The organism is Parasphingomonas frigoris (genome assembly GCF_036663815.1).
Classification (GTDB): Bacteria; Pseudomonadota; Alphaproteobacteria; order Sphingomonadales; family Sphingomonadaceae; genus Sphingomonas.
Genome location: NZ_JAXOJQ010000001.1, coordinates 484075 through 502038, shown reverse-complemented (window position 1 = coordinate 502038; position 17964 = coordinate 484075). Strand labels below are relative to the sequence as shown.

The 17964-nt window shown below is 66.9% G+C and carries 16 protein-coding genes; 4 read left to right on the top strand and 12 right to left on the bottom strand.

The window, feature by feature from the left end; genetic code table 11:
* Positions 1 to 62: 62 nt before the first annotated feature.
* The 10 genes from U1872_RS02370 to U1872_RS02325 form a co-directional block, all read right to left on the bottom strand.
* The gene (locus U1872_RS02370) at positions 63 to 1196 is read right to left on the bottom strand and encodes a M50 family metallopeptidase (RefSeq protein WP_332791258.1); all 1134 of its coding nucleotides are present in this window, start codon (positions 1194 to 1196) and stop codon (positions 63 to 65) included.
* The gene (locus tag U1872_RS02365; RefSeq protein WP_332791257.1) at positions 1193 to 2386 is read right to left on the bottom strand and encodes a 1-deoxy-D-xylulose-5-phosphate reductoisomerase; all 1194 of its coding nucleotides are present in this window, start codon (positions 2384 to 2386) and stop codon (positions 1193 to 1195) included. The genes U1872_RS02370 and U1872_RS02365 overlap by 4 nt, the downstream gene beginning before the upstream one ends.
* Positions 2383 to 3183 (bottom strand): phosphatidate cytidylyltransferase, encoded by an 801-nt coding sequence (locus tag U1872_RS02360; RefSeq protein WP_332791256.1) that lies wholly within the window; start codon positions 3181 to 3183, stop codon positions 2383 to 2385. The genes U1872_RS02365 and U1872_RS02360 overlap by 4 nt, the downstream gene beginning before the upstream one ends.
* Entirely contained in the window at positions 3180 to 3893 is a 714-nt protein-coding gene (locus tag U1872_RS02355; RefSeq protein ID WP_332791807.1) for an isoprenyl transferase, read from the bottom strand. Before U1872_RS02355 ends, U1872_RS02360 begins: the two co-directional genes overlap by 4 nt.
* 32 nt (positions 3894 to 3925) lie before the next feature.
* On the bottom strand, positions 3926 to 4483 hold the full coding sequence (gene frr / locus U1872_RS02350) for a ribosome recycling factor (RefSeq protein WP_133188501.1): 558 nt from the start codon (positions 4481 to 4483) through the stop codon (positions 3926 to 3928).
* A gap of 3 nt (positions 4484 to 4486) precedes the next feature.
* Complete coding sequence (gene pyrH, locus U1872_RS02345; RefSeq protein WP_332791806.1) at positions 4487 to 5161, bottom strand: UMP kinase; 675 nt, start codon at positions 5159 to 5161, stop codon at positions 4487 to 4489.
* A 314-nt stretch (positions 5162 to 5475) separates the two neighbouring features.
* A complete protein-coding gene (tsf, locus tag U1872_RS02340; RefSeq protein ID WP_332791255.1) occupies positions 5476 to 6414 on the bottom strand; it encodes a translation elongation factor Ts in 939 nt (312 codons plus the stop codon).
* A gap of 164 nt (positions 6415 to 6578) precedes the next feature.
* Complete coding sequence (gene rpsB, locus U1872_RS02335; protein ID WP_332791254.1) at positions 6579 to 7427, bottom strand: 30S ribosomal protein S2; 849 nt, start codon at positions 7425 to 7427, stop codon at positions 6579 to 6581.
* 417 nt (positions 7428 to 7844) lie between these two features.
* A complete protein-coding gene (locus tag U1872_RS02330) occupies positions 7845 to 8660 on the bottom strand; it encodes a CDP-alcohol phosphatidyltransferase family protein (protein WP_332791253.1) in 816 nt (271 codons plus the stop codon).
* Between the two features lie 136 nt (positions 8661 to 8796).
* Complete coding sequence (locus tag U1872_RS02325) at positions 8797 to 9525, bottom strand: phosphatidylserine decarboxylase (protein WP_332791252.1); 729 nt, start codon at positions 9523 to 9525, stop codon at positions 8797 to 8799.
* 162 nt (positions 9526 to 9687) lie between these two features.
* Between U1872_RS02325 and U1872_RS02320 the strand changes: the two genes are divergently transcribed.
* From U1872_RS02320 to U1872_RS02305, 4 genes are all read left to right on the top strand, one after another.
* Positions 9688 to 10911 carry an NADP-dependent isocitrate dehydrogenase gene (locus tag U1872_RS02320; protein ID WP_133188514.1) on the top strand — a complete coding sequence of 408 codons (1224 nt, stop codon included), beginning with the start codon at positions 9688 to 9690 and terminating at the stop codon, positions 10909 to 10911.
* Between the two features lie 267 nt (positions 10912 to 11178).
* Entirely contained in the window at positions 11179 to 12969 is a 1791-nt protein-coding gene (locus U1872_RS02315) for a cation:proton antiporter domain-containing protein (protein ID WP_332791251.1), read from the top strand.
* A gap of 285 nt (positions 12970 to 13254) precedes the next feature.
* On the top strand, positions 13255 to 14301 hold the full coding sequence (locus U1872_RS02310) for a M4 family metallopeptidase (RefSeq protein ID WP_332791250.1): 1047 nt from the start codon (positions 13255 to 13257) through the stop codon (positions 14299 to 14301).
* A gap of 40 nt (positions 14302 to 14341) precedes the next feature.
* Positions 14342 to 14614, top strand: coding sequence for a hypothetical protein (locus U1872_RS02305; RefSeq protein WP_332791249.1), 273 nt, complete (start codon positions 14342 to 14344; stop codon positions 14612 to 14614).
* Between the two features lie 27 nt (positions 14615 to 14641).
* On the opposite strand, the gene alaS is transcribed toward U1872_RS02305, so the two are convergent.
* The gene (alaS, locus tag U1872_RS02300) at positions 14642 to 17323 is read right to left on the bottom strand and encodes an alanine--tRNA ligase (RefSeq protein WP_332791248.1); all 2682 of its coding nucleotides are present in this window, start codon (positions 17321 to 17323) and stop codon (positions 14642 to 14644) included.
* Positions 17324 to 17398: 75 nt separating this feature from the next.
* Positions 17399 to 17809 (bottom strand): cupin domain-containing protein, encoded by a 411-nt coding sequence (locus tag U1872_RS02295; protein ID WP_332791247.1) that lies wholly within the window; start codon positions 17807 to 17809, stop codon positions 17399 to 17401.
* Between the last annotated feature and the right edge of the window lie 155 nt (positions 17810 to 17964).

Sequence of the window (17964 nt, the reverse complement as noted above, 5' to 3'; positions counted from 1 at the left end):
CCCCAAATCGGAGAAAATTCCGCGTGGCCGAAAAACTGTCGGCCCGCCCTGCCTTACCTGCGTCAACCGATCAAGCCGGTCAGCGACTTCCACAGGCCGAAAGCGCCGAGGTCGTTGAACGTGACCATCAGCATCAGCGCCAAAATCGCCACCAATCCGCCGCGGAACGCCCATTCCTGGATCGCCGGGGTTACCGGCCTGCGCCGGATCGCCTCGATCGCATAAAAGAACAGATGCCCGCCGTCGAGCAACGGGACTGGCAACAAGTTGATGAATCCCAGATTAATCGACACGCCCGCGATCAGGAAGATCAGATCGGCCCAGCCGAGCGACAGCTGTTCGCCCGACACCTTGGCGATGCGCAGCGGCCCGCCCAGTTCGTCGACCGAGCGCCGCCCGCTGATGATCTGGCCGAGCCCATCGAGCGTCGTGCGCAGGATCTTGCCGGTCATCTGAACCCCGACCACCGGCGCTTCAAGCAGTCCGACGGGCACGGCAACCGGCGCGATCGGGCCGATGCCGAGCAGGCCCTTCTTATATTCGTTGCCGAAGCGATCGCGCTGCGTGGCGGTGCCGAGCGTGGCGGTCCGCTCGATCGCGGCGCCATTGTGCGTGAAGACGACGCCGACGCGCTCGCCCGGCCGCAGCACGGCATATTGGAACACGTCGTTGAAGGTCGTGATCGACCGCCCGCCGAGCGCGGTGATGCGGTCGCCCGGCTGAAGGCCGATCGACGCGGCCGCGCTGCCCGGGCTGACGATGCCGACGACCGAGGGCGTGCGATCGACGCCATAGGTCATCGCGAAGCCGGCAAGGATGAGGATCGCGATGACGAAATTGGTCACCGGTCCCGCCGCGACGACGATCGCGCGCTGCCACACGGGCCGCGCCTGCAACGTCTTCGCCCGTTCCTCGGCGGGCAGTTCGAGCCACGCCGGATCGGGTTCGCTCGCCGCATTGAGGTCGCCGGCGAACTTCACATAGCCGCCGAGCGGCAACGCGCTGACCTTCCAGCGTGTGCTCAGCCGGTCGGTCCAGCCGAACAGCTCGGGACCGAAGCCGATCGAGAAGGCGTCGATCTTCACCCCGAACAGCCGTCCGGCGAGATAATGGCCAAGTTCGTGCAGGAAAACGAGCGGCCCGATCACGAGCGCGAACGCGAGGATGGTCAGCAACAGGCCCGGGGATTGGCTCAAACCAGCGTATCCTTCACATTCGCCCCTCTTGTCGCACCGCCCCGTGCCGCGATCTGCCGGCGTGCCATCATGCGCGCTTCGGCATCGACCGCGAGCACATCGTCGAGCGATGTCGGCGCGGCCGGATCATAACCCGCCAGCGTATCGGCGACGATTGCGGCAATTTCGAGGAATCCGATCTCGCGTGCAAGAAAAGCCGCGACCGCGATCTCGTTGGCGGCGTTGAGGATCGCCGGGCGCGCCCCGCCCGCGTCGAGCGCCTCTCGCGTCAGCCGCAGCGCGGGGAACCGCACCGGATCGGGCGCCTCGAAATCGAGCCGGCCGATCGCGACCAGATCGAGCGGCGCCATCGGCGTCGGCATCCGGTCGGGCCAGGCGAGGCACGACGCGATCGGCACGCGCATGTCGGGCGGGCCCATCTGCGCGAGCACCGACCCGTCGACATAATCGACCAGCGAATGGATCACCGACTGCGGATGGATCACGATCTCGATCGCGTCGTGCGGCACCGGGAACAGCCGCGCCGCCTCAATCAGCTCGAGGCCCTTGTTGAACAAGGTGGCCGAATCGACCGAGATCTTCGCGCCCATCGACCAATTGGGGTGCGCGACCGCCTGTTCGGGCGTGACGCTGCGCATCTGCTCGGTCGTCCAGCTGCGGAACGGGCCGCCGCTGCACGTCAGGATGATCCGCCGAACGCGCTCGGGGCGCGCCGCGTCGAAGCATTGGAAGATGGCATTATGCTCGGAATCGGCGGGAAGCAGCGTGGCGCCATGCTTGGCGGCGGCGGCGAGCACGACCTCGCCGGCCGAGACGAGCGGCTCCTTGTTGGCGAGGATCACGGTCTTGCCACCGGCGATCGCCGCCATAACCGGCTCGAGCCCGGTGCAACCGACGATCGCACCCATCGTCACGTCGGCGCCCATGCCGGCCGCTTCGATGACGGCCGCCCGCCCGCCGGCACAGCCGATGTTCGTGCCCGCCAGCGCCGCGCGCAATTCGGGCAGGCAGCTTTCGTCGGCCACCACGGCGAGCTTTGCGTTCGTCCGGATCGCGGCGGCCGCAAGGCGCGCGACATCGCAATTGGCGGTCAGCGCCAGCACCTCGAACCGCTCGGGCTCGCGCTCGACCAGATCGAGCGTCGACGTCCCGATCGAGCCGGTTGCGCCGAGAATCGTAATCGTCTTCACCACCAATAGACTTTCGGTAACAGGATCAGCAGCGCGGCGACCGGCGCCACCGGAACGAGGCCGTCGAGCCGATCGAGCACGCCGCCATGGCCGGGCAGCAACGTGCCGCTGTCCTTGACGCCAGCTTGCCGCTTGAGCCAGCTTTCATAGAGATCGCCCGCCTGTGCGAGCACCGCGAGCAGTGGCGTGGCAAGCGTGAGCCGCAGCGGCAGGCCGTAGCGGGCGTGGAGGAGTGCGGCGAACAGGCTGGCGGCCAGCACACCGCCGCCAAGCCCAGCCCAGGTCTTGTTCGGGCTGATCGTCGGCGCGAGCCGAGGGCCGCCGATCATGCGGCCGGCCGCATAGGCGCCGATGTCGCACGCCCACACCAGCGCCAGCGCCCAGAGCGCGAAGACGATGCCTTCGTCCTGGCGGCGGATCAGCTGGAGCGCCATGATCGGCAGGCCGACGTAGAAAATCCCGCGCGCGAGGCCCGGCAGGCGCGTCACGATCACGACGAAGAACGCCGCGCCGATCAGCAACCCGAGCGCGAGGAAACCGGCACCCGCGCCGATCCCCGGCATCATGATCGCCAGCGGCACCGACAGCGCATATTGCGCGAGCCGCTTGGTCTGCACGGGCACGCCCTGCAGATCCGACCATTCGGCCATCATGAACAGGCCGAGCACGACGCACAGCAGCCAGAACGGGATACCGCCCGCCAGCACGCCACCCAGCGCGACGACGATCAGCGCCGCGCCGACGATGATCCGCAGCGTGAGATTGGACGGGCCGGTCTTAGCCGTATCGGACGTCACAGGCCCCCGAACCGACGTTGCCGCTGCCCGAAGGTGGCGACCGCCGCGGCCAGAGTCTCGCCGTTGAATTCGGGCCACAGCGTGTCGACGAACAGCAGCTCGGCATAGGCCGCCTGCCACAGCAGGAAATTGGAAAGCCGAACTTCGCCCGAGGTGCGGATCAGCAGGTCGAGCGGCGGCAGGTCGCGCGTCTCGAGCTCGTCTTCGAACATGTCGGCGTCGATCGACGCGGGGTCGAGCGTGCCGTCCCGGGCGCGCTCGGCCATGCGGCGCGCGACTTCGACGATCTCGGCCTGCGCGCCGTAATTGAGCGCGATCACCAGCAACGGACCGGTGTTGACCGAGGTGCGCGCGATCGCATTGTCGATCAGCTCGACCAGGTCTGGCGTGAAGCGGCGATAGTCGCCGATGATCCGGAGGCGCACGTTGTCGCGCACCATCTCGTCGAGATCGCTGCGGATGAAGACGCGCAGCAGCCCCATCAGGTCGCTGACCTCCTCCTCCGGGCGGCGCCAATTCTCGCTCGAGAAAGCGTAGAGCGTCAGCGCCTCGATGCCCATCGCGCGCGCGGCACGCGCGACGCGGCGCACCGCCTCGACACCCTGGCGATGCCCGGCGATCCGCGGCAGATGGCGGTTCTTGGCCCAGCGACCATTGCCGTCCATGATGATCGCGACATGGCGCGGGAGGGTCCCCTCCCCCGCGACCATTGCCGGATCGGCCGCCCGGGCAGCGAACGGCCTCACTTGCCCAGGATTTCCTTTTCCTTGGCGGAGGCCGCGGCGTCGATGTCGGCGATCGTCTTGTCGGTCAGCTTCTGGACCTCGGTCTCGAGCTTCTTGCGATCATCCTCGCCGAACAGGCCCTTCTTCTCGTCGACCTTGAGCGAGTCCATCCCGTCGCGGCGCACGTTGCGCGCGGCGATGCGCGCGTCCTCGGCATATTTGCCGGCGAGCTTGGCGAGCTCCTTGCGGCGTTCCTCGGTCAGGTCGGGGATCGGCAGGCGCAGCGTGGTGCCGTCGACAATCGGGTTGAGCCCGAGCCCGGCCGAGCGGATCGCCTTGTCGCACGGGCCGACGTTCATCTTATCCCACACCTGCACCGAGATCATCCGCGGCTCGGGCACCGAGACGGTCGCGACCTGGTTGAGCGGCATCTGCGCGCCGTAGACTTCGACCGTCACCGGATCGAGCAGTGACGTCGAGGCGCGGCCAGTGCGCAGGCCGCTGAGATCGCCCTTCAGCGATTCGACGCTACCCGCCATGCGGCGTTCCAGATCGGCCTTGTCGTAAGCGGCCATGACTCAGTCTCCTTGTGTGTGCTGGACGATCGTCGAGATGCCCTCGCCGCGCAGGACGGCAGCAAGATTGCCCGACTGACGGATGTTGAAGACGACGATCGGGATGTTGTTGTCGCGGCACAAGGCGATCGCGCTGGCGTCCATCACCTTGAGGTCCTGCGCGAGCACGGTGCCGTAGCTGACCGTGTCGTAGCGCTTGGCGGTCGGCACGAGCTTCGGGTCGGCATCATAGACGCCGTCGACCGAAGTGCCCTTGAACAGCGCGTCGCACTTCATCTCGGCAGCGCGGAGTGCGGCACCGCTGTCGGTGGTGAAGAACGGGCTGCCGACGCCGGCTGCGAAGATCACGATCCGCCCCTTTTCGAGGTGGCGCTCGGCGCGGCGGCGGATGAACGGCTCGCACACCGACGACATCGGGATGGCGGACTGGACGCGCGTCTCGACGCCGATCTGCTCGAGCGCGTTCTGGACGGCGAGCGCGTTCATCACGGTCGCGAGCATCCCCATGTAATCGCCGGTCGCCCGGTCCATGCCGCGTGCCGCACCCGAAATGCCGCGGAAGATGTTGCCGCCGCCGACGACGACGCAAAGTTCATAGCCCTGGTGCTTCACATCGGCGATTTCAGCCGCGACACGGGCGATCACGTCGGGATCGATCGACAGGCCACCCGAACCCATCAGGACTTCGCCCGACAATTTGAGCAAGATACGTTTGTGGGCGACTGTCACGAATATCCAGACTGTAAAAGACGGAGTGGACCGCCAGGCGGTGCGGCGCGGACCTTATCGGCGACGCCCGGCGATTGGAAGCGCGGAAACCGTGCAGGGCGCACGGGTGGGCGCGGATGTGGGTGGGCTGAAGCAACAAGGTCGCCCCTCCCCTGAAGGGGAGGGGCTTGCCCACGATCTACCGCTTCCCGACACAGCAAGGGCCGCACCAGCGGCGCGGCCCCTGCCCTTTATTGTCCCGCCCGGAGGCGAAAGCGAATCGCTTAAGCGGCCGGCTGCTGCGGAACGCCCGAAGCGGCAGCGACTTCGGCTGCGAAGTCGCTCGACTCCTTCTCGATGCCTTCGCCGAGCTGGAAGCGGACATAGTCCTTGAGCTCGATCGGCTTGCCGGCTGCCTTGGCAGCGTTGGCGACGACGTCCGAGATCTTGGTCTTGCCGTCCATCACCAGCAGCTGGCTGACGAGCGCGTTTTCCTTGCAGTACTTCGCGATCGCGCCGTCGACCATCTTGGCGACGATGTCGGCGGGCTTGCCGCTCTCGGACGCCTTCTCAGTCGCGATCGCACGCTCGCGCGCGACGATCTCGGGGTCGAGGCCGTCCTCGTTGAGCGCCAGCGGGAAGGCTGCCGCGATGTGCATCGCGATCTGCTTGCCGAGCGGGAGGAGCACGTCCTCGCCAGCTTCGCTCTCGAGCGCGACGAGCACGCCGATCTTGCCGAGGCCGGGGGCCGCTGCGTTGTGGATGTACGGCACGACTGCGCCCGAGGTCACTTCGAGGCGCTTGGCGCGCCGCAGGTTCTGGTTCTCGCCGATCGTCGCGATGTTGCTGGTCAGCGTCTCTTCGACGGTCTTCTCGCCGATCGAAGCCTTCTTGATCGTCTCGATATCGTCGCCGAGCGCGAGCGCGACCGCGGTGACGTCACGCACGAAGGTCTGGAACTGGTCGTTCTTCGCGACGAAATCGGTCTCGGAATTGACTTCGACCGCAGCACCCGTGGTGCCGTTGACTTCGACGCCGATCAGGCCTTCCGCCGCGGTGCGGCTCGACTTCTTGGCGGCTGCTGCGAGGCCCTTGGCGCGCAGCCAATCCATCGCCGCGGTCATGTCGCCAGCCGCTTCGGTCAGCGCCTTCTTGCAGTCCATCATGCCCGCGCCGCTCTTTTCGCGCAGGTCCTTAACCGCTGCTGCAGTGATCTCGGCCATGTGAAAATCCTCTAATGTGTGGCCCGCGTGTCGCGCGGGCGCCAGTCAAAAACAAACCGTTCGCCCTGAGCTTGTCGAAGGGCTGCCCTTCTTCCGTGACAGGAGAAAGACAGTGCTTCGACAGGCTCAGCACGAACGGTGAAAGGGCGAGTCGAAGCTAACGCTTACGCGTCGATCTGGCGCTCGGCTTCCGCAACCATTTCGGCCTGCAGCGCAGCGTCCGATGCCGGGGTGATCTCGGCGGCAGGTGCTGCCTCCGGTGCCACGGTCAGCGCTTCCTCAGCGGGCGGCGCTTCCATCGAACCGATGTCCTGCTTGCGGGCCATCTGCTCGTTGCCACCGCGCGTCGCGGCGATCGCGATCGCTTCGCAATACAGGCGGATCGCACGGCTGGCGTCATCGTTCGCCGGAACCGGGAACGCGATGCCGTCGGGCGAGACGTTCGAATCGAGGATCGCGACGACGGGGATGCCGAGCGTGTTGGCTTCCTTGATCGCCAGCTCTTCCTTGTTCGCGTCGATCACGAACATCACGTCGGGAATGCCGCCCATGTCGCGGATGCCGCCGAGGCTGAGCTCGAGCTTGTCGCGCTCGCGCGTCAGCTGAAGGACTTCCTTCTTGGTGAGGCCGTGCGTGTCGCCCGAGAGCTGCTCTTCGAGCGTCTTGAGGCGCTTGATCGAACCCGAGATGGTCTTCCAGTTGGTGAGCATGCCGCCCAACCAGCGATGGTTGACGAAATGCTGGCCCGAGCGACGTGCTGCGTCCGCGACGGGCTCCTGCGCCTGGCGCTTGGTGCCGACGAACAGGACCTTGCCGCCAGCGGCGGTCGACGCCGAGACGAACTCGAGCGCACGCGCGAAGAGCGGAACGGTCTGCGACAGATCGAGGATGTGGACGCCGTTGCGGTCGCCAAAGATGTAGGGCTTCATCTTCGGGTTCCAGCGATGCGTCTGGTGGCCGAAGTGCGCGCCCGTTTCGAGCAATTGCTGCATGGAGACGACTGGTGCCGCCATAAGATAGTTCCTTTCCGGTTGTGCCTCTGGGAAGCGAGTAATCCGTTGATCCAGGGTGAAACCCCGGACGGACACCGGCAATATGTGCTTCCCATGCGGTGTGAACGCGGCCCCGTTAGCCGAGCCCGCCCCAACAATCAAGCCGGAACAGCGCTTGACAGGTGGAACGGAAACGGAACATACCATGCTCGTGAGCGGAACGGGGAACCGGGGCGCCGCGGAGAAGTTGCACCATTGTGACTCTCCAACGTGAGGGACGGAGTTGAACAATGGCTGTTGTCGGGTTCCTGGTTTTCGCTAGCGCGTTTGCGGCAAGCATCGCGGTATTTTGGCTCACGCTGGCGCCGGCCATGCCGCGGATCGTCGCGCTGTTGCGCACTGGTGTCGATCCGAGCACGGCGCGTGCCGCATGGACGGTCAGCGAACCGCGTCTTCGGGCGCGGGTGCGGACGGTGTCGGCAGTGGCCCGGCCGAAGCTGCGCGCAGCCGCTTGACCCGGGCATAGGCGATGATGCTGAACGGCACCGATGCCAGATAGGCCACGCACAGGAAGGTCAGCGTGTGCCATGGCGCGGAGATTAGCGCGGCGCCGAGCAGGACGACCACCGCGATCGCCTCGAAGCGAATGTTGTTGCGCAGCTTGAGCGACGACCAGCTGAAGGTCGCGACGCTCGAGACCATCAGCACCGCCATCAGCGCGACCCACGGGCCGACGATCATCGGCGAACGCCAGATGTCGAGTCCGGTCCAGAAGGACAGATAGAGCGGCAGCATCGCCAGCCCGGCCCCGACCGGCGACGGCGCACCGGTGAGGAAGCCCGCCGATTTATGCGGCTGCTCGGCCACGTCGATCCCGGCGTTGAAGCGCGCGAGGCGCAGCGCACAGAACACCGCGAACACCAGGGCGACGAGCCAGCCGAAGCGCGGCACATCCTTGAGCGACCAGAGATATAGGATCAATGCCGGCGACACGCCGAACGAGATCGCATCCGACAGCGAATCGAGTTCGGCGCCGAAACGGCTCTCGCCGCGCACCATCCGCGCGATCCGGCCGTCGATCCCGTCGAGCACGCTGGCGATCATCACCATCAGTACCGCGGTTTCCCACTGGCCCGAGATCGCGAAGCGGATCCCGGTCAGCCCCGAACACAGCGCGAGCGCCGTGACGGCGTTGGGCGCGACCGCGCGCAGCGGCAATCCACGGGTCGGCATCCGCCGCGACGCTGGCCTCATGCGGCGATGCTCGCCCGGGCCGAAATGGTCCCGACGCTGGCGAACGAATCCCCAGCCCGTTCGGGCTGAGCCTGTCGAAGCCCAGCGCGTACGGACGGTCGGCAGCGCGCGATAACGGGCACATACACACGCGCAATCACTGCGCGATCCCGCTCGTCACGGTGCCACCGACGCGCCCGAGAATCGTCTCGCCGGCGACGCTGCGCTGGCCGAGGACGACCTGGCAGGCGCAATCGTCGGGCAGGAACACGTCGAGCCGGCTGCCGAAGCGAATCAGCCCGATCCGCTGCCCGGCGGCGACCATGTCGCCCGGCTTGACGAACGGCACGATGCGCCGCGCGAGCAAGCCGGCGATCTGCGTGAAGCCGATCCGGCGTCCGTCGCGCCCCTCGACCACGAGATGCTGGCGCTCATTATCCTCGCTCGCCTTGTCGAGCTCGGCATTCACGAACTTGCCCGAAATATAGACGACCTGCTTGACCGTGCCGGCGATCGGCGTGCGGTTGATGTGGACATCGAACACCGACATGAACACCGACACGCGGATCAGCGGCGCGTCGCCCAGCCCGTTCGGCCCGGCCAGCTCACGGGGGACGGGAACGCGCTGGATCATCGAGACGAGACCGTCGGCGGGGGAAATGACCAGCCCTTCGCCAACCGGCGTGACGCGGACCGGATCGCGGAAGAACAAGGCGACCCACAAGGTCACCCCGATCAGCGGCCAGGTCAGGATCGGCACGAACACCCAGGCCAGCAGGACGATCGCCGCGGCGATCGCGACATATTTGCGGCCTTCGGGATGCAGATCGGGAACGCGCCATTTGACGGCTTCGGCGGGGACGGCGGGCTTGTCGGTTGGGATCATGCGCCAATCCCTACCCCAGCCCTCGCGCTGCGACAATCGGCAACCCGTCCCGACGCACCATCGGGCGGGGTGGCGCGCGCGGGCCGCAGCGGCCAACCGGGTTGATCACCGCGCGGCTTGCTCCTAGACGCTCCCCAAACCTCCCTTCAGGAAAGAGCGGAAATGGCCAAGATCAAGGTAAAGACGCCCGTCGTGGAAATCGATGGCGACGAGATGACGCGGATCATCTGGCAGTGGATCCGCGAACGCCTGATCCTCCCCTATCTCGACATCGATCTCGAATATTACGACCTCGGCATGATGAGCCGCGACAATACCGACGACAAGATCACCGTCGACAGCGCCAAGGCGATCCAGAAGTACGGCGTCGGCGTGAAGTGCGCGACCATCACCCCCGACGAGCAGCGCGTCGAGGAATTCGGCCTCAAGAAGATGTGGAAGTCGCCCAACGGCACGATCCGCAACATCCTCGGCGGCACGATCTTCCGCGAGCCGATCGTGATCAAGAACGTCCCCCGCCTGATCCCGGGCTGGACGCACCCGATCGTCGTCGGCCGTCACGCGTTCGGCGACCAGTATCGCGCGACCGATTTCCTCGTCCCCGGCCCCGGCAAGCTGCGGCTCGTGTTCGAGGGCGACGACGGCAAGGTCATCGACCGCGAAGTGTTCCAATTCCCGTCGTCGGGCGTGGCGCAGGCGATGTACAACCTCGATGACTCGATCCGCGACTTCGCACGCGCCTCGATGCATTACGGCCTCAACCTGAAGTGGCCGGTTTACCTCTCGACCAAGAACACGATCCTCAAATATTACGACGGCCGCTTCAAGGACCTGTTCGCCGAGGTCTTCGAGACCGAGTTCAAGGACAAGTTCAAGGAAGCGGGCATCTCCTACGAGCACCGCCTGATCGACGACATGGTCGCATCCGCGCTCAAGTGGCACGGCGAGTTCGTCTGGGCGTGCAAGAACTATGACGGCGACGTGCAGTCGGACCAGGTCGCACAGGGCTTCGGCTCGCTCGGCCTGATGACCTCGGTGCTGCTCACGCCCGACGGCAAGACGGTCGAGGCGGAGGCCGCACACGGCACCGTCACGCGCCACTTCCGCCAGCACGAGCAGGGCAAGGCGACGTCGACCAACCCGATCGCGTCGATCTTCGCGTGGACCGGTGGCCTCAAGTATCGCGGCAAGTTCGACGGTACGCCCGAGGTGACCAAGTTCGCCGAGACGCTCGAGCAGGTCTGCATCCAGACGGTCGAGGACGGTCACATGACCAAGGATCTCGCGCTGCTGATCGGCCCGGAGCAGCCGTGGATGACGACCGAGCAGTTCTTCGAGCAGGTCCGCGTCAACCTCGAAGCCAAGATGGGCGAGATCACCGGCTGATCCGGCTTTCTACGAGATCAGGAGCCCGGGGTTGCAAGCGTCCTGCTTGCAACTCCGAGCTCTTGCTCCGCACGGTCGTTGGATATTGGACGGCCCGACGAAGACGATCGCGCAGTAAATCGCGCTGCCTTCAGAACACAACCGGCCGCACTCAGCGGCCCGTAACCAACAGCCGGATGATGCCATCGGCCGGTTCACCCCCGACAATCAGCACATCTGTGTCAGGCATAAGCTGACAAACCGGCCGCAAGCTGGTCTAACGGGTGCATGGCAGCTCCCCTTCTCTCTTCCGGTTTCAGCGACGCGCTCGTTATCCTCGGCGCCGCGGGGTTGGTCATTCCGGCATTTGCGCGCGCCAAGATAAGCCCTGTGATCGGTTTCATCCTGGTCGGACTGCTGGTCGGGCCGTCCGGGCTTGGCGCGCTCGTCAAGGATGTCCCCTGGCTGTACCACATCACGATCTCGGATCCGCACGCGATCGAGCCGTTTGCCGACTTCGGCATCGTGCTGTTGCTCTTCTCGATCGGGCTCGAGCTGTCGTTCAAGCGGCTCTGGTCGATGCGGCAATTGGTGTTCGGCACGGGCGCCGCGCAGCTGATCGTCTCCGGGCTGATCCTCGGCACCGGGCTGCATCTGCTGATGGGGCTGGCGTGGACCGGGTCGATGGCGCTCGGCATCGCACTCGCTTTGTCCTCCACCGCGCTGGTGCTGCCGATCGCCGGGACCGCGAGCCCGGTCGGGCGGACGGCGTTCGCGATGCTGCTGTTCGAGGATCTCGCTTTGGTGCCGATCATCTTCGTGCTCGGCGCGCTCGGGCCGATGGCGGCGGCGGCCGGCTGGCTCGGCTTTGCCAAGGTCGGCGGGCTGGCGGTGATGACGATCGCGATCCTGTTCGTCGGCGGGCGCTTGCTGCTGCCCAGGCTGTTCGCGCAGGCGGCGCGGACCAAGAGCCCCGAGCTGTTCCTCGCCGCCTCGTTGCTCGTCGTCATCGCTGCGAGTCTGGCCACCACCGCGGCGGGGCTGTCGCCGATCGTCGGGGCGCTGATCGCCGGGCTGCTGATCGCCGAGACCGACTATCACAGCGAAGTCGAGGTGATGACCGCGCCGTTCAAGGGGCTTGCGCTCGGCGTGTTCCTGATCACCGTCGGGATGAGCGTGGATCTCGGCGCGATCCTGGCCGATTGGGGCAGCTATCTGCTCGGGATTGCGGCGGTGGTGGCGATCAAGGTCGTCGTCACGTTCGGCTTGCTCCGGCTCGCCGGGATTCGGGGCGGGGTCGCCGCCGAGACCAGCGTGCTGATGGGCAGCCCGTCCGAGACGACGCTGATCGTGCTCGGCGCCGCCGGCCAGGCGCAGCTGCTGGCGCCCGGCCTCGCCAGCTTCTGGCAGACGGTGACCGCGATCGGGCTGACGATCACGCCGCTGCTGGCGATGCTCGGCAGGCGCGCCGCCAAGCGGATCGAGCGGCAAGGCGCGGCACTGCCCGAGGCGGAGATTTCGGCCGAGGGCCCGGGGACCGTGGTGATCGGCTTCGGCCGCGTCGGCCGCATGGTCTGCGACATGCTGGCGGTGCACAACCAGCCCTATGTCGCTGTCGAGGCCGACATCGATGCGGTGACGCTGGGCCGGGCGGAAGGCTATCCGGTGATCTTCGGCGACGTGGTGCGCCCCGAACTGGTCGACCGGCTCAATCTCGGACGTGCGCGCGCGCTGATCCTGACGATGAACGATCCCGTGCTCAGCGTCTCGATGACGCGGCGGGTGCGCGGCTGGGTCCCCGATCTGACGATCATCGCGCGCGCACGCGACACCGCGCATGCCGCCTTGCTCTACAAGGCCGGGGCGAGCGACGCGGTGCCCGAGACGCTCGAAAGCTCGCTGCAACTGGCCGAGGCGGTGCTGACCGATCTCGGCGTCGCGGTCGGCCCGGTGATCGCCTCGATCCACCAGAAGCGCGACGAACTGCGCCAGGAGATCAAGGCCGCTGCCGACATGGAAGTGCTGCCGCGCCTCAAGCGCGTGCGCGGCGTTGGCCGAGCCGAGGCCAGCCAGGCCTGACCGGCGGGGCGGCACCGACGGCAGAAGCGCCGTTGCGCGCGATGCTCCGAAATGCCGCCATCTTCGCGTCGAATTGGACCGGCTTCGTAACGATTTGCTTTGACGGCGATGGTCCGCAATGCGATGAAGCGCGGCGCCACCGGTGCCAGTGCCGACACGCCCGCACCCCGTCCAGCCGCTAGCGTGGGCTAGCCGCCAGTGCCGGACCGCAGCGGGCTCAGTCTCCGGCCGGCTCCCCTGCGCGAGTAAGCGCGTCGCGCACTTCATCGCACAGGGGAGAAGACCATGACATGCGGCTGCACCATCATTCCGGACGACGTCTTGCTGCGCTTTGCGGCCGATCCCGAAATCCCGGACGAAACACGCCAGGCATTGCACCATAGCGCCGCGATCAGCGCGCAGCTCCGCGCGCTGCGGACGCAGAATGCCGCGCTCACGCTGACCGCGCTCCAGCTGCCACTGGCCCCAAGCCCGAACCCGCGTCCGCCGCGGCACGCCCTGCCCGCTGGCTATGTGTTCGATTGCCATCACACGACCACGCTGCCCGGCGTCCAGATCGCCATGCCCGGCAGTTCGCCCGATGGATCGGTCAAGCGCGCCTATGTCGAATCCGAAGGCGTCGCCAAATTCTATTGGGAGGCGTTCAAGCGCGACTCGATCGACAACCACCACATGAGCCTGGTCTCGTCGGTCCATTACGGCGTGAAATATAACAACGCCTTCTGGAACGGCGCGCAGATGACCTATGGCGACGGCGACGGGCAGGTCTTTCTCGACTTCACGCTCGGCGACGACGTGATCGCGCACGAACTGACCCATGGCGTGACCGAGCATAGCCTGGGGCTCAGCTATTCGGGCGAATCGGGCGGGCTCAACGAGAGCATGTCGGATGTGTTCGGCTCGATGTTCCGCCAGTGGGAAAAGCAGCAGGACGTGACCCAGGCCGACTGGAAGATCGGCGCCGATATCATGGGGCCGCTGTCCAAGCAGAAAGGCTATACCTGCCTACGTGACATGGCCGCGCCCAAGAATGCGCACGCGATGGCACCGCAGCCCGACCATTATTATCCCGGACTCGGCAATCTCGATCCGCATTATTCGAGCGGACCGCCCAACCTCGCTTTCTACAAGGCGGCGATGGCGATCGGCGGGAAATCGTGGGAGAAGGCCGGCAAGGTCTGGTACAAGGCACTGACCAAGGCGCCGCCCGTCCCCAAGATGACGATGGCGCAGTTCGCCCAGCGTACCCGCACCCTCTCGACGAGCTTGTTCCCCAATGATCCTTCGGTCCATACTGCTGTTCACAACGCTTGGACTGCTGTCGGCCTGTAGTTCCGGGCAGTCGGTGGCCTTGCCAACCAAGGCGGTCGCGATGAGCGAGATTAGCATCGAAGCATTTGGCGGCGTGGTCGGCCCGGGCGGACCGGGCAGCCATGTGCATCAGCGGGGCCGTCTGGCCTGGTCGGCCTTGTCCAGTGCCGACCAGGCCGCGCTCGACCAGCTGTTCGCCGCGCGGGTCGCGGTCGATGCCAATCTCTATTACCGGCTCGCGCGGAACGGGCCGAACGGGACCGAGACGGTCGATGCGCGGGCCGACCAGGTCCCCGCAGCGTTGCTGGCGAGCGTGCAGACCACGCTCGACTGACCCGCGGCGGGCGGTTGGCGGCCGGCGTTACGCCGCCGCCAGCGCTGCCTTGACCGCGTCGACCGCTTCGCCGCCCTTGGCACCGTCGGGCCCGCCGCCCTGCGCCATGTCGGGGCGACCGCCGCCGCCCTGCCCGCCGAGCGTGGCGACCGCGATCTTGAGCAGATCGACCGCGCTGCGTGTGGCGACCAGATCGGCGGTGACGCCGACCGCTACCGAGGCGCGGCCGTCGTTGACCGCGACGATCATCGCGATGCCCGAACCGAGCCGCTGCTTCATTTCATCGACCGTGCCGCGCAGGCCCTTGGGGTCGAGCCCCTCGACCACCTGGCCGAGGAAGGCGACGTTGCCGATCGTCTCGGGACCAGCAGGCGCCGCCCCTGCCCCGCCGCCGAGCGCGAGCGCCTTCTTGGCTTCGGCGAGTTCGCGCTCGAGGCGACGACGGTCTTCGACCAGTGCGGCGACACGCGCCGGCACTTCGTCGGGCGAGGATTTCAGCGCGGTCGCGGCTTCGCGGAGTTTCTCGTCGCGGCCGGTGAAATAGGCGCGCGCCGCTTCGCCGGTGAGCGCCTCGACACGGCGAATGCCCGAGGACACCGCACCCTCGCCGATCACCGCGAACAGGCCGATATCGCCGAGCGCGCGGACGTGCGTGCCGCCGCACAGCTCGAGCGAATAGGTTTTGTCGACCCCGTCTTCCTTGGCGGTCCCCATCGAGACGACGCGCACTTCATCGCCATACTTTTCGCCGAACAGCGCCATCGCGCCTTCCTCGATCGCTTCGTCGGGCGTCATCAGCCGCGTCGCGACGGGCGAGTTGCCGCGGATGTGATGGTTCACGTCTGCCTCGACCAAGGCGAGCGCCGCCGGATCGATCGCGCTGGGCTGCGAGAAATCGAAGCGCAGCCGTTCGGGCGCGACGAGGCTGCCCTTCTGCGCGACGTGGAGGCCGAGCCGCTGGCGCAGTGCCTCGTGCAACAGATGCGTTGCGCTGTGGTTGGCGCGGATGCGGTCGCGGCGCGCGCGGTCAATGGTCAGGTGGAGCGCGTCGCCGACCGCGATCTCGCCCTCGGCGATCGTGGTGGCGTGCGCGAACAGGCGGCCGAGATATTTCCGCGTATCCTCGACCTGGCCGAGCACACCCGGCGCGGTGAGCGTGCCGGTGTCGCCGACCTGCCCACCGCTCTCGGCGTAGAACGGCGTCTGGTTGAACAGGATCTCGACGCTTTCGCCCGCACCGGCGCGCTCGACGCGCGCGCCGTCCTTGACGATCGCGACGACCTGCCCCTCGCCTTCCTCGGCGGTGTAGCCGATGAATTCGGTGCTGCCGGTCGCCTCGGCGATGTCGAACCAGACGTCGTCGGAGGCGCGCTGGCCCGAGCCTTTCCAGGCGGCCCGCGCGGCGCGCTTCTGCTCGGCCATCGCGGTGTCGAAGCCGGCACGATCGATGCCGAAGCCCTGGGCGCGGAGAGCGTCCTCGGTCAGATCGTAGGGGAAGCCGAACGTGTCGTAGAGCTTGAACGCGGTCTCGCCGGGCAGCGTCGCGCCCGGCGCCATGCTCGCGGTCGCTTCGTCGAGCAGGCGCAGGCCGTTGACGAGCGTGCGGCGGAACTGCGTTTCTTCCTGCAGCAGCGTCGATTCGATCGACGCCTGCGCGCGGACGAGCTCGGGATAGGCCGCGCCCATCTCCGCGACGAGCGCGGGCACGAGCCGGTGCATCAACGGCTCCTTCGCGCCGAGCAGATGCGCATGGCGCATCGCGCGCCGCATGATCCGGCGCAGCACATAGCCGCGGCCCTCGTTCGACGGCAGCACGCCATCGGCGACGAGGAAGCCCGACGAGCGCAGGTGATCGGCGATGACGCGGTGGCTCGCTTGCGTATCGGGCGTCAACGCCGCGCCGGACTGCGCGACCGACGCGCCGATCAGCGCCTTGAAGGTGTCGGTGTCATAATTGTCGTGAACGCCCTGCAGCACCGCCGCGACGCGCTCGAGCCCCATGCCGGTGTCGATCGACGGCTTGGGCAGCGCGGTGCGCGTGCCGTCGGCCGATTGCTCGAACTGCATGAAGACGAGGTTCCAGATCTCGACGAAGCGGTCGCCATCCTCGTCGGGGCTGCCCGGAGGGCCGCCGGGGATGTGATCGCCATGGTCAAAGAAGATCTCCGAGCACGGACCGCATGGCCCGGTATCGCCCATCGACCAGAAATTGTCGTTGGTCGCGATGCGGATGATGCGCTCTTCGGGGAGCCCGGCGATCTTGCGCCACAGGTCGAACGCCTCGTCGTCGGTGTGATAGACGGTGACGGTCAGCCGGTTGGGGTCGATCCCCCATTCCTTGGTCAGCAAATTCCAGGCGAGCGTGATCGCGCGCTCCTTGAAATAATCGCCGAACGAGAAATTGCCGAGCATCTCGAAGAAGGTATGGTGGCGGGCGGTGTAGCCGACATTGTCGAGATCGTTATGCTTGCCGCCGGCGCGCACGCACTTCTGCGACGAGGTGGCGGTGACATAAGCGCGCGATTCGAGCCCGGTGAAGACGTTCTTGAACGGAACCATCCCGGCATTGACGAACATCAGCGTCGGATCGTTCTGCGGCACCAGCGGCGCTGAGGCGACCTTGGCGTGGCCGTGGGCAGCGAAATAGTCGAGGAAGCTGCGACGGATGTCGTTGGTCGAGACGGGCGTCGAGGGCGAAGGCTGGGTCATGCGCGGTGGCTTAGGCGAGCGCGCGGCTTAGCTCAAGCGCGCGCATCGGCGGCGATCCTGCGGCGTCGCTCGGGTTCAAAGCTGAAGCGGCGGCCCGATCCGATCCATTCCATAAGAGCGCAGCAAGGCCGCGTCCTTTTCCTTGGAATAGCCGCCGGGGCTGAAGCCGAGTTGCTCCCACGCGTTGAAAAACGCCTCCATCTTTCCCGCGGGCGCATAGCTCAGCAGCATACGCCCGGTGGTCGCGCCGACGAACGCCCAAGCGTGCGGGATGCCGCGTGGGCCCAGAATGCAATCGCCCGTCTTGAGCGTTACGCGCTTGTCGCCGACCTGAACGAGATATTCGCCCTCGAGTACGTAGAAAAGCTCGTCCTCGCCGTGATGCACATGGAGCGGCGGCCCGCCGCGGCGCTGATTGGCTTGCTCGATCACGAAGAGGTCGCCCTTCGTGTCGCTGGTCATGACCTTGTAGGTCGTCGCGCTCACGCCGATCTGGCGCCGACGCCCTTCGCGATCGCCGCCGGCCTCAACGGCAGCGACGGGGAGCCCGGGACGCGCGCCCGGTCCGGACGGCGGCGGCACAGAGGTTTGGCCGGGCGCCGCTCTGGCCGCGACAGCGCCGACCAGGGTTGCGACGGGGA

Coding starts and splice junctions, on each gene's coding strand:
- frr (WP_133188501.1), bottom strand. CDS start 4,483: ATGGCCGCTTACGACAAGGCCGATCTGGAACGCCGCATGGCGGGTAGC.
- alaS (WP_332791248.1), bottom strand. CDS start 17,323: ATGACCCAGCCTTCGCCCTCGACGCCCGTCTCGACCAACGACATCCGT.
- U1872_RS02320 (WP_133188514.1), top strand. CDS start 9,688: ATGGCCAAGATCAAGGTAAAGACGCCCGTCGTGGAAATCGATGGCGAC.
- U1872_RS02310 (WP_332791250.1), top strand. CDS start 13,255: ATGACATGCGGCTGCACCATCATTCCGGACGACGTCTTGCTGCGCTTT.
- U1872_RS02325 (WP_332791252.1), bottom strand. CDS start 9,525: ATGATCCCAACCGACAAGCCCGCCGTCCCCGCCGAAGCCGTCAAATGG.
- U1872_RS02355 (WP_332791807.1), bottom strand. CDS start 3,893: ATGGTCGCGGGGGAGGGGACCCTCCCGCGCCATGTCGCGATCATCATG.
- U1872_RS02330 (WP_332791253.1), bottom strand. CDS start 8,660: ATGAGGCCAGCGTCGCGGCGGATGCCGACCCGTGGATTGCCGCTGCGC.
- U1872_RS02305 (WP_332791249.1), top strand. CDS start 14,342: ATGAGCGAGATTAGCATCGAAGCATTTGGCGGCGTGGTCGGCCCGGGC.
- pyrH (WP_332791806.1), bottom strand. CDS start 5,161: ATGGGTTCGGGTGGCCTGTCGATCGATCCCGACGTGATCGCCCGTGTC.
- U1872_RS02315 (WP_332791251.1), top strand. CDS start 11,179: ATGGCAGCTCCCCTTCTCTCTTCCGGTTTCAGCGACGCGCTCGTTATC.
- tsf (WP_332791255.1), bottom strand. CDS start 6,414: ATGGCCGAGATCACTGCAGCAGCGGTTAAGGACCTGCGCGAAAAGAGC.
- rpsB (WP_332791254.1), bottom strand. CDS start 7,427: ATGGCGGCACCAGTCGTCTCCATGCAGCAATTGCTCGAAACGGGCGCG.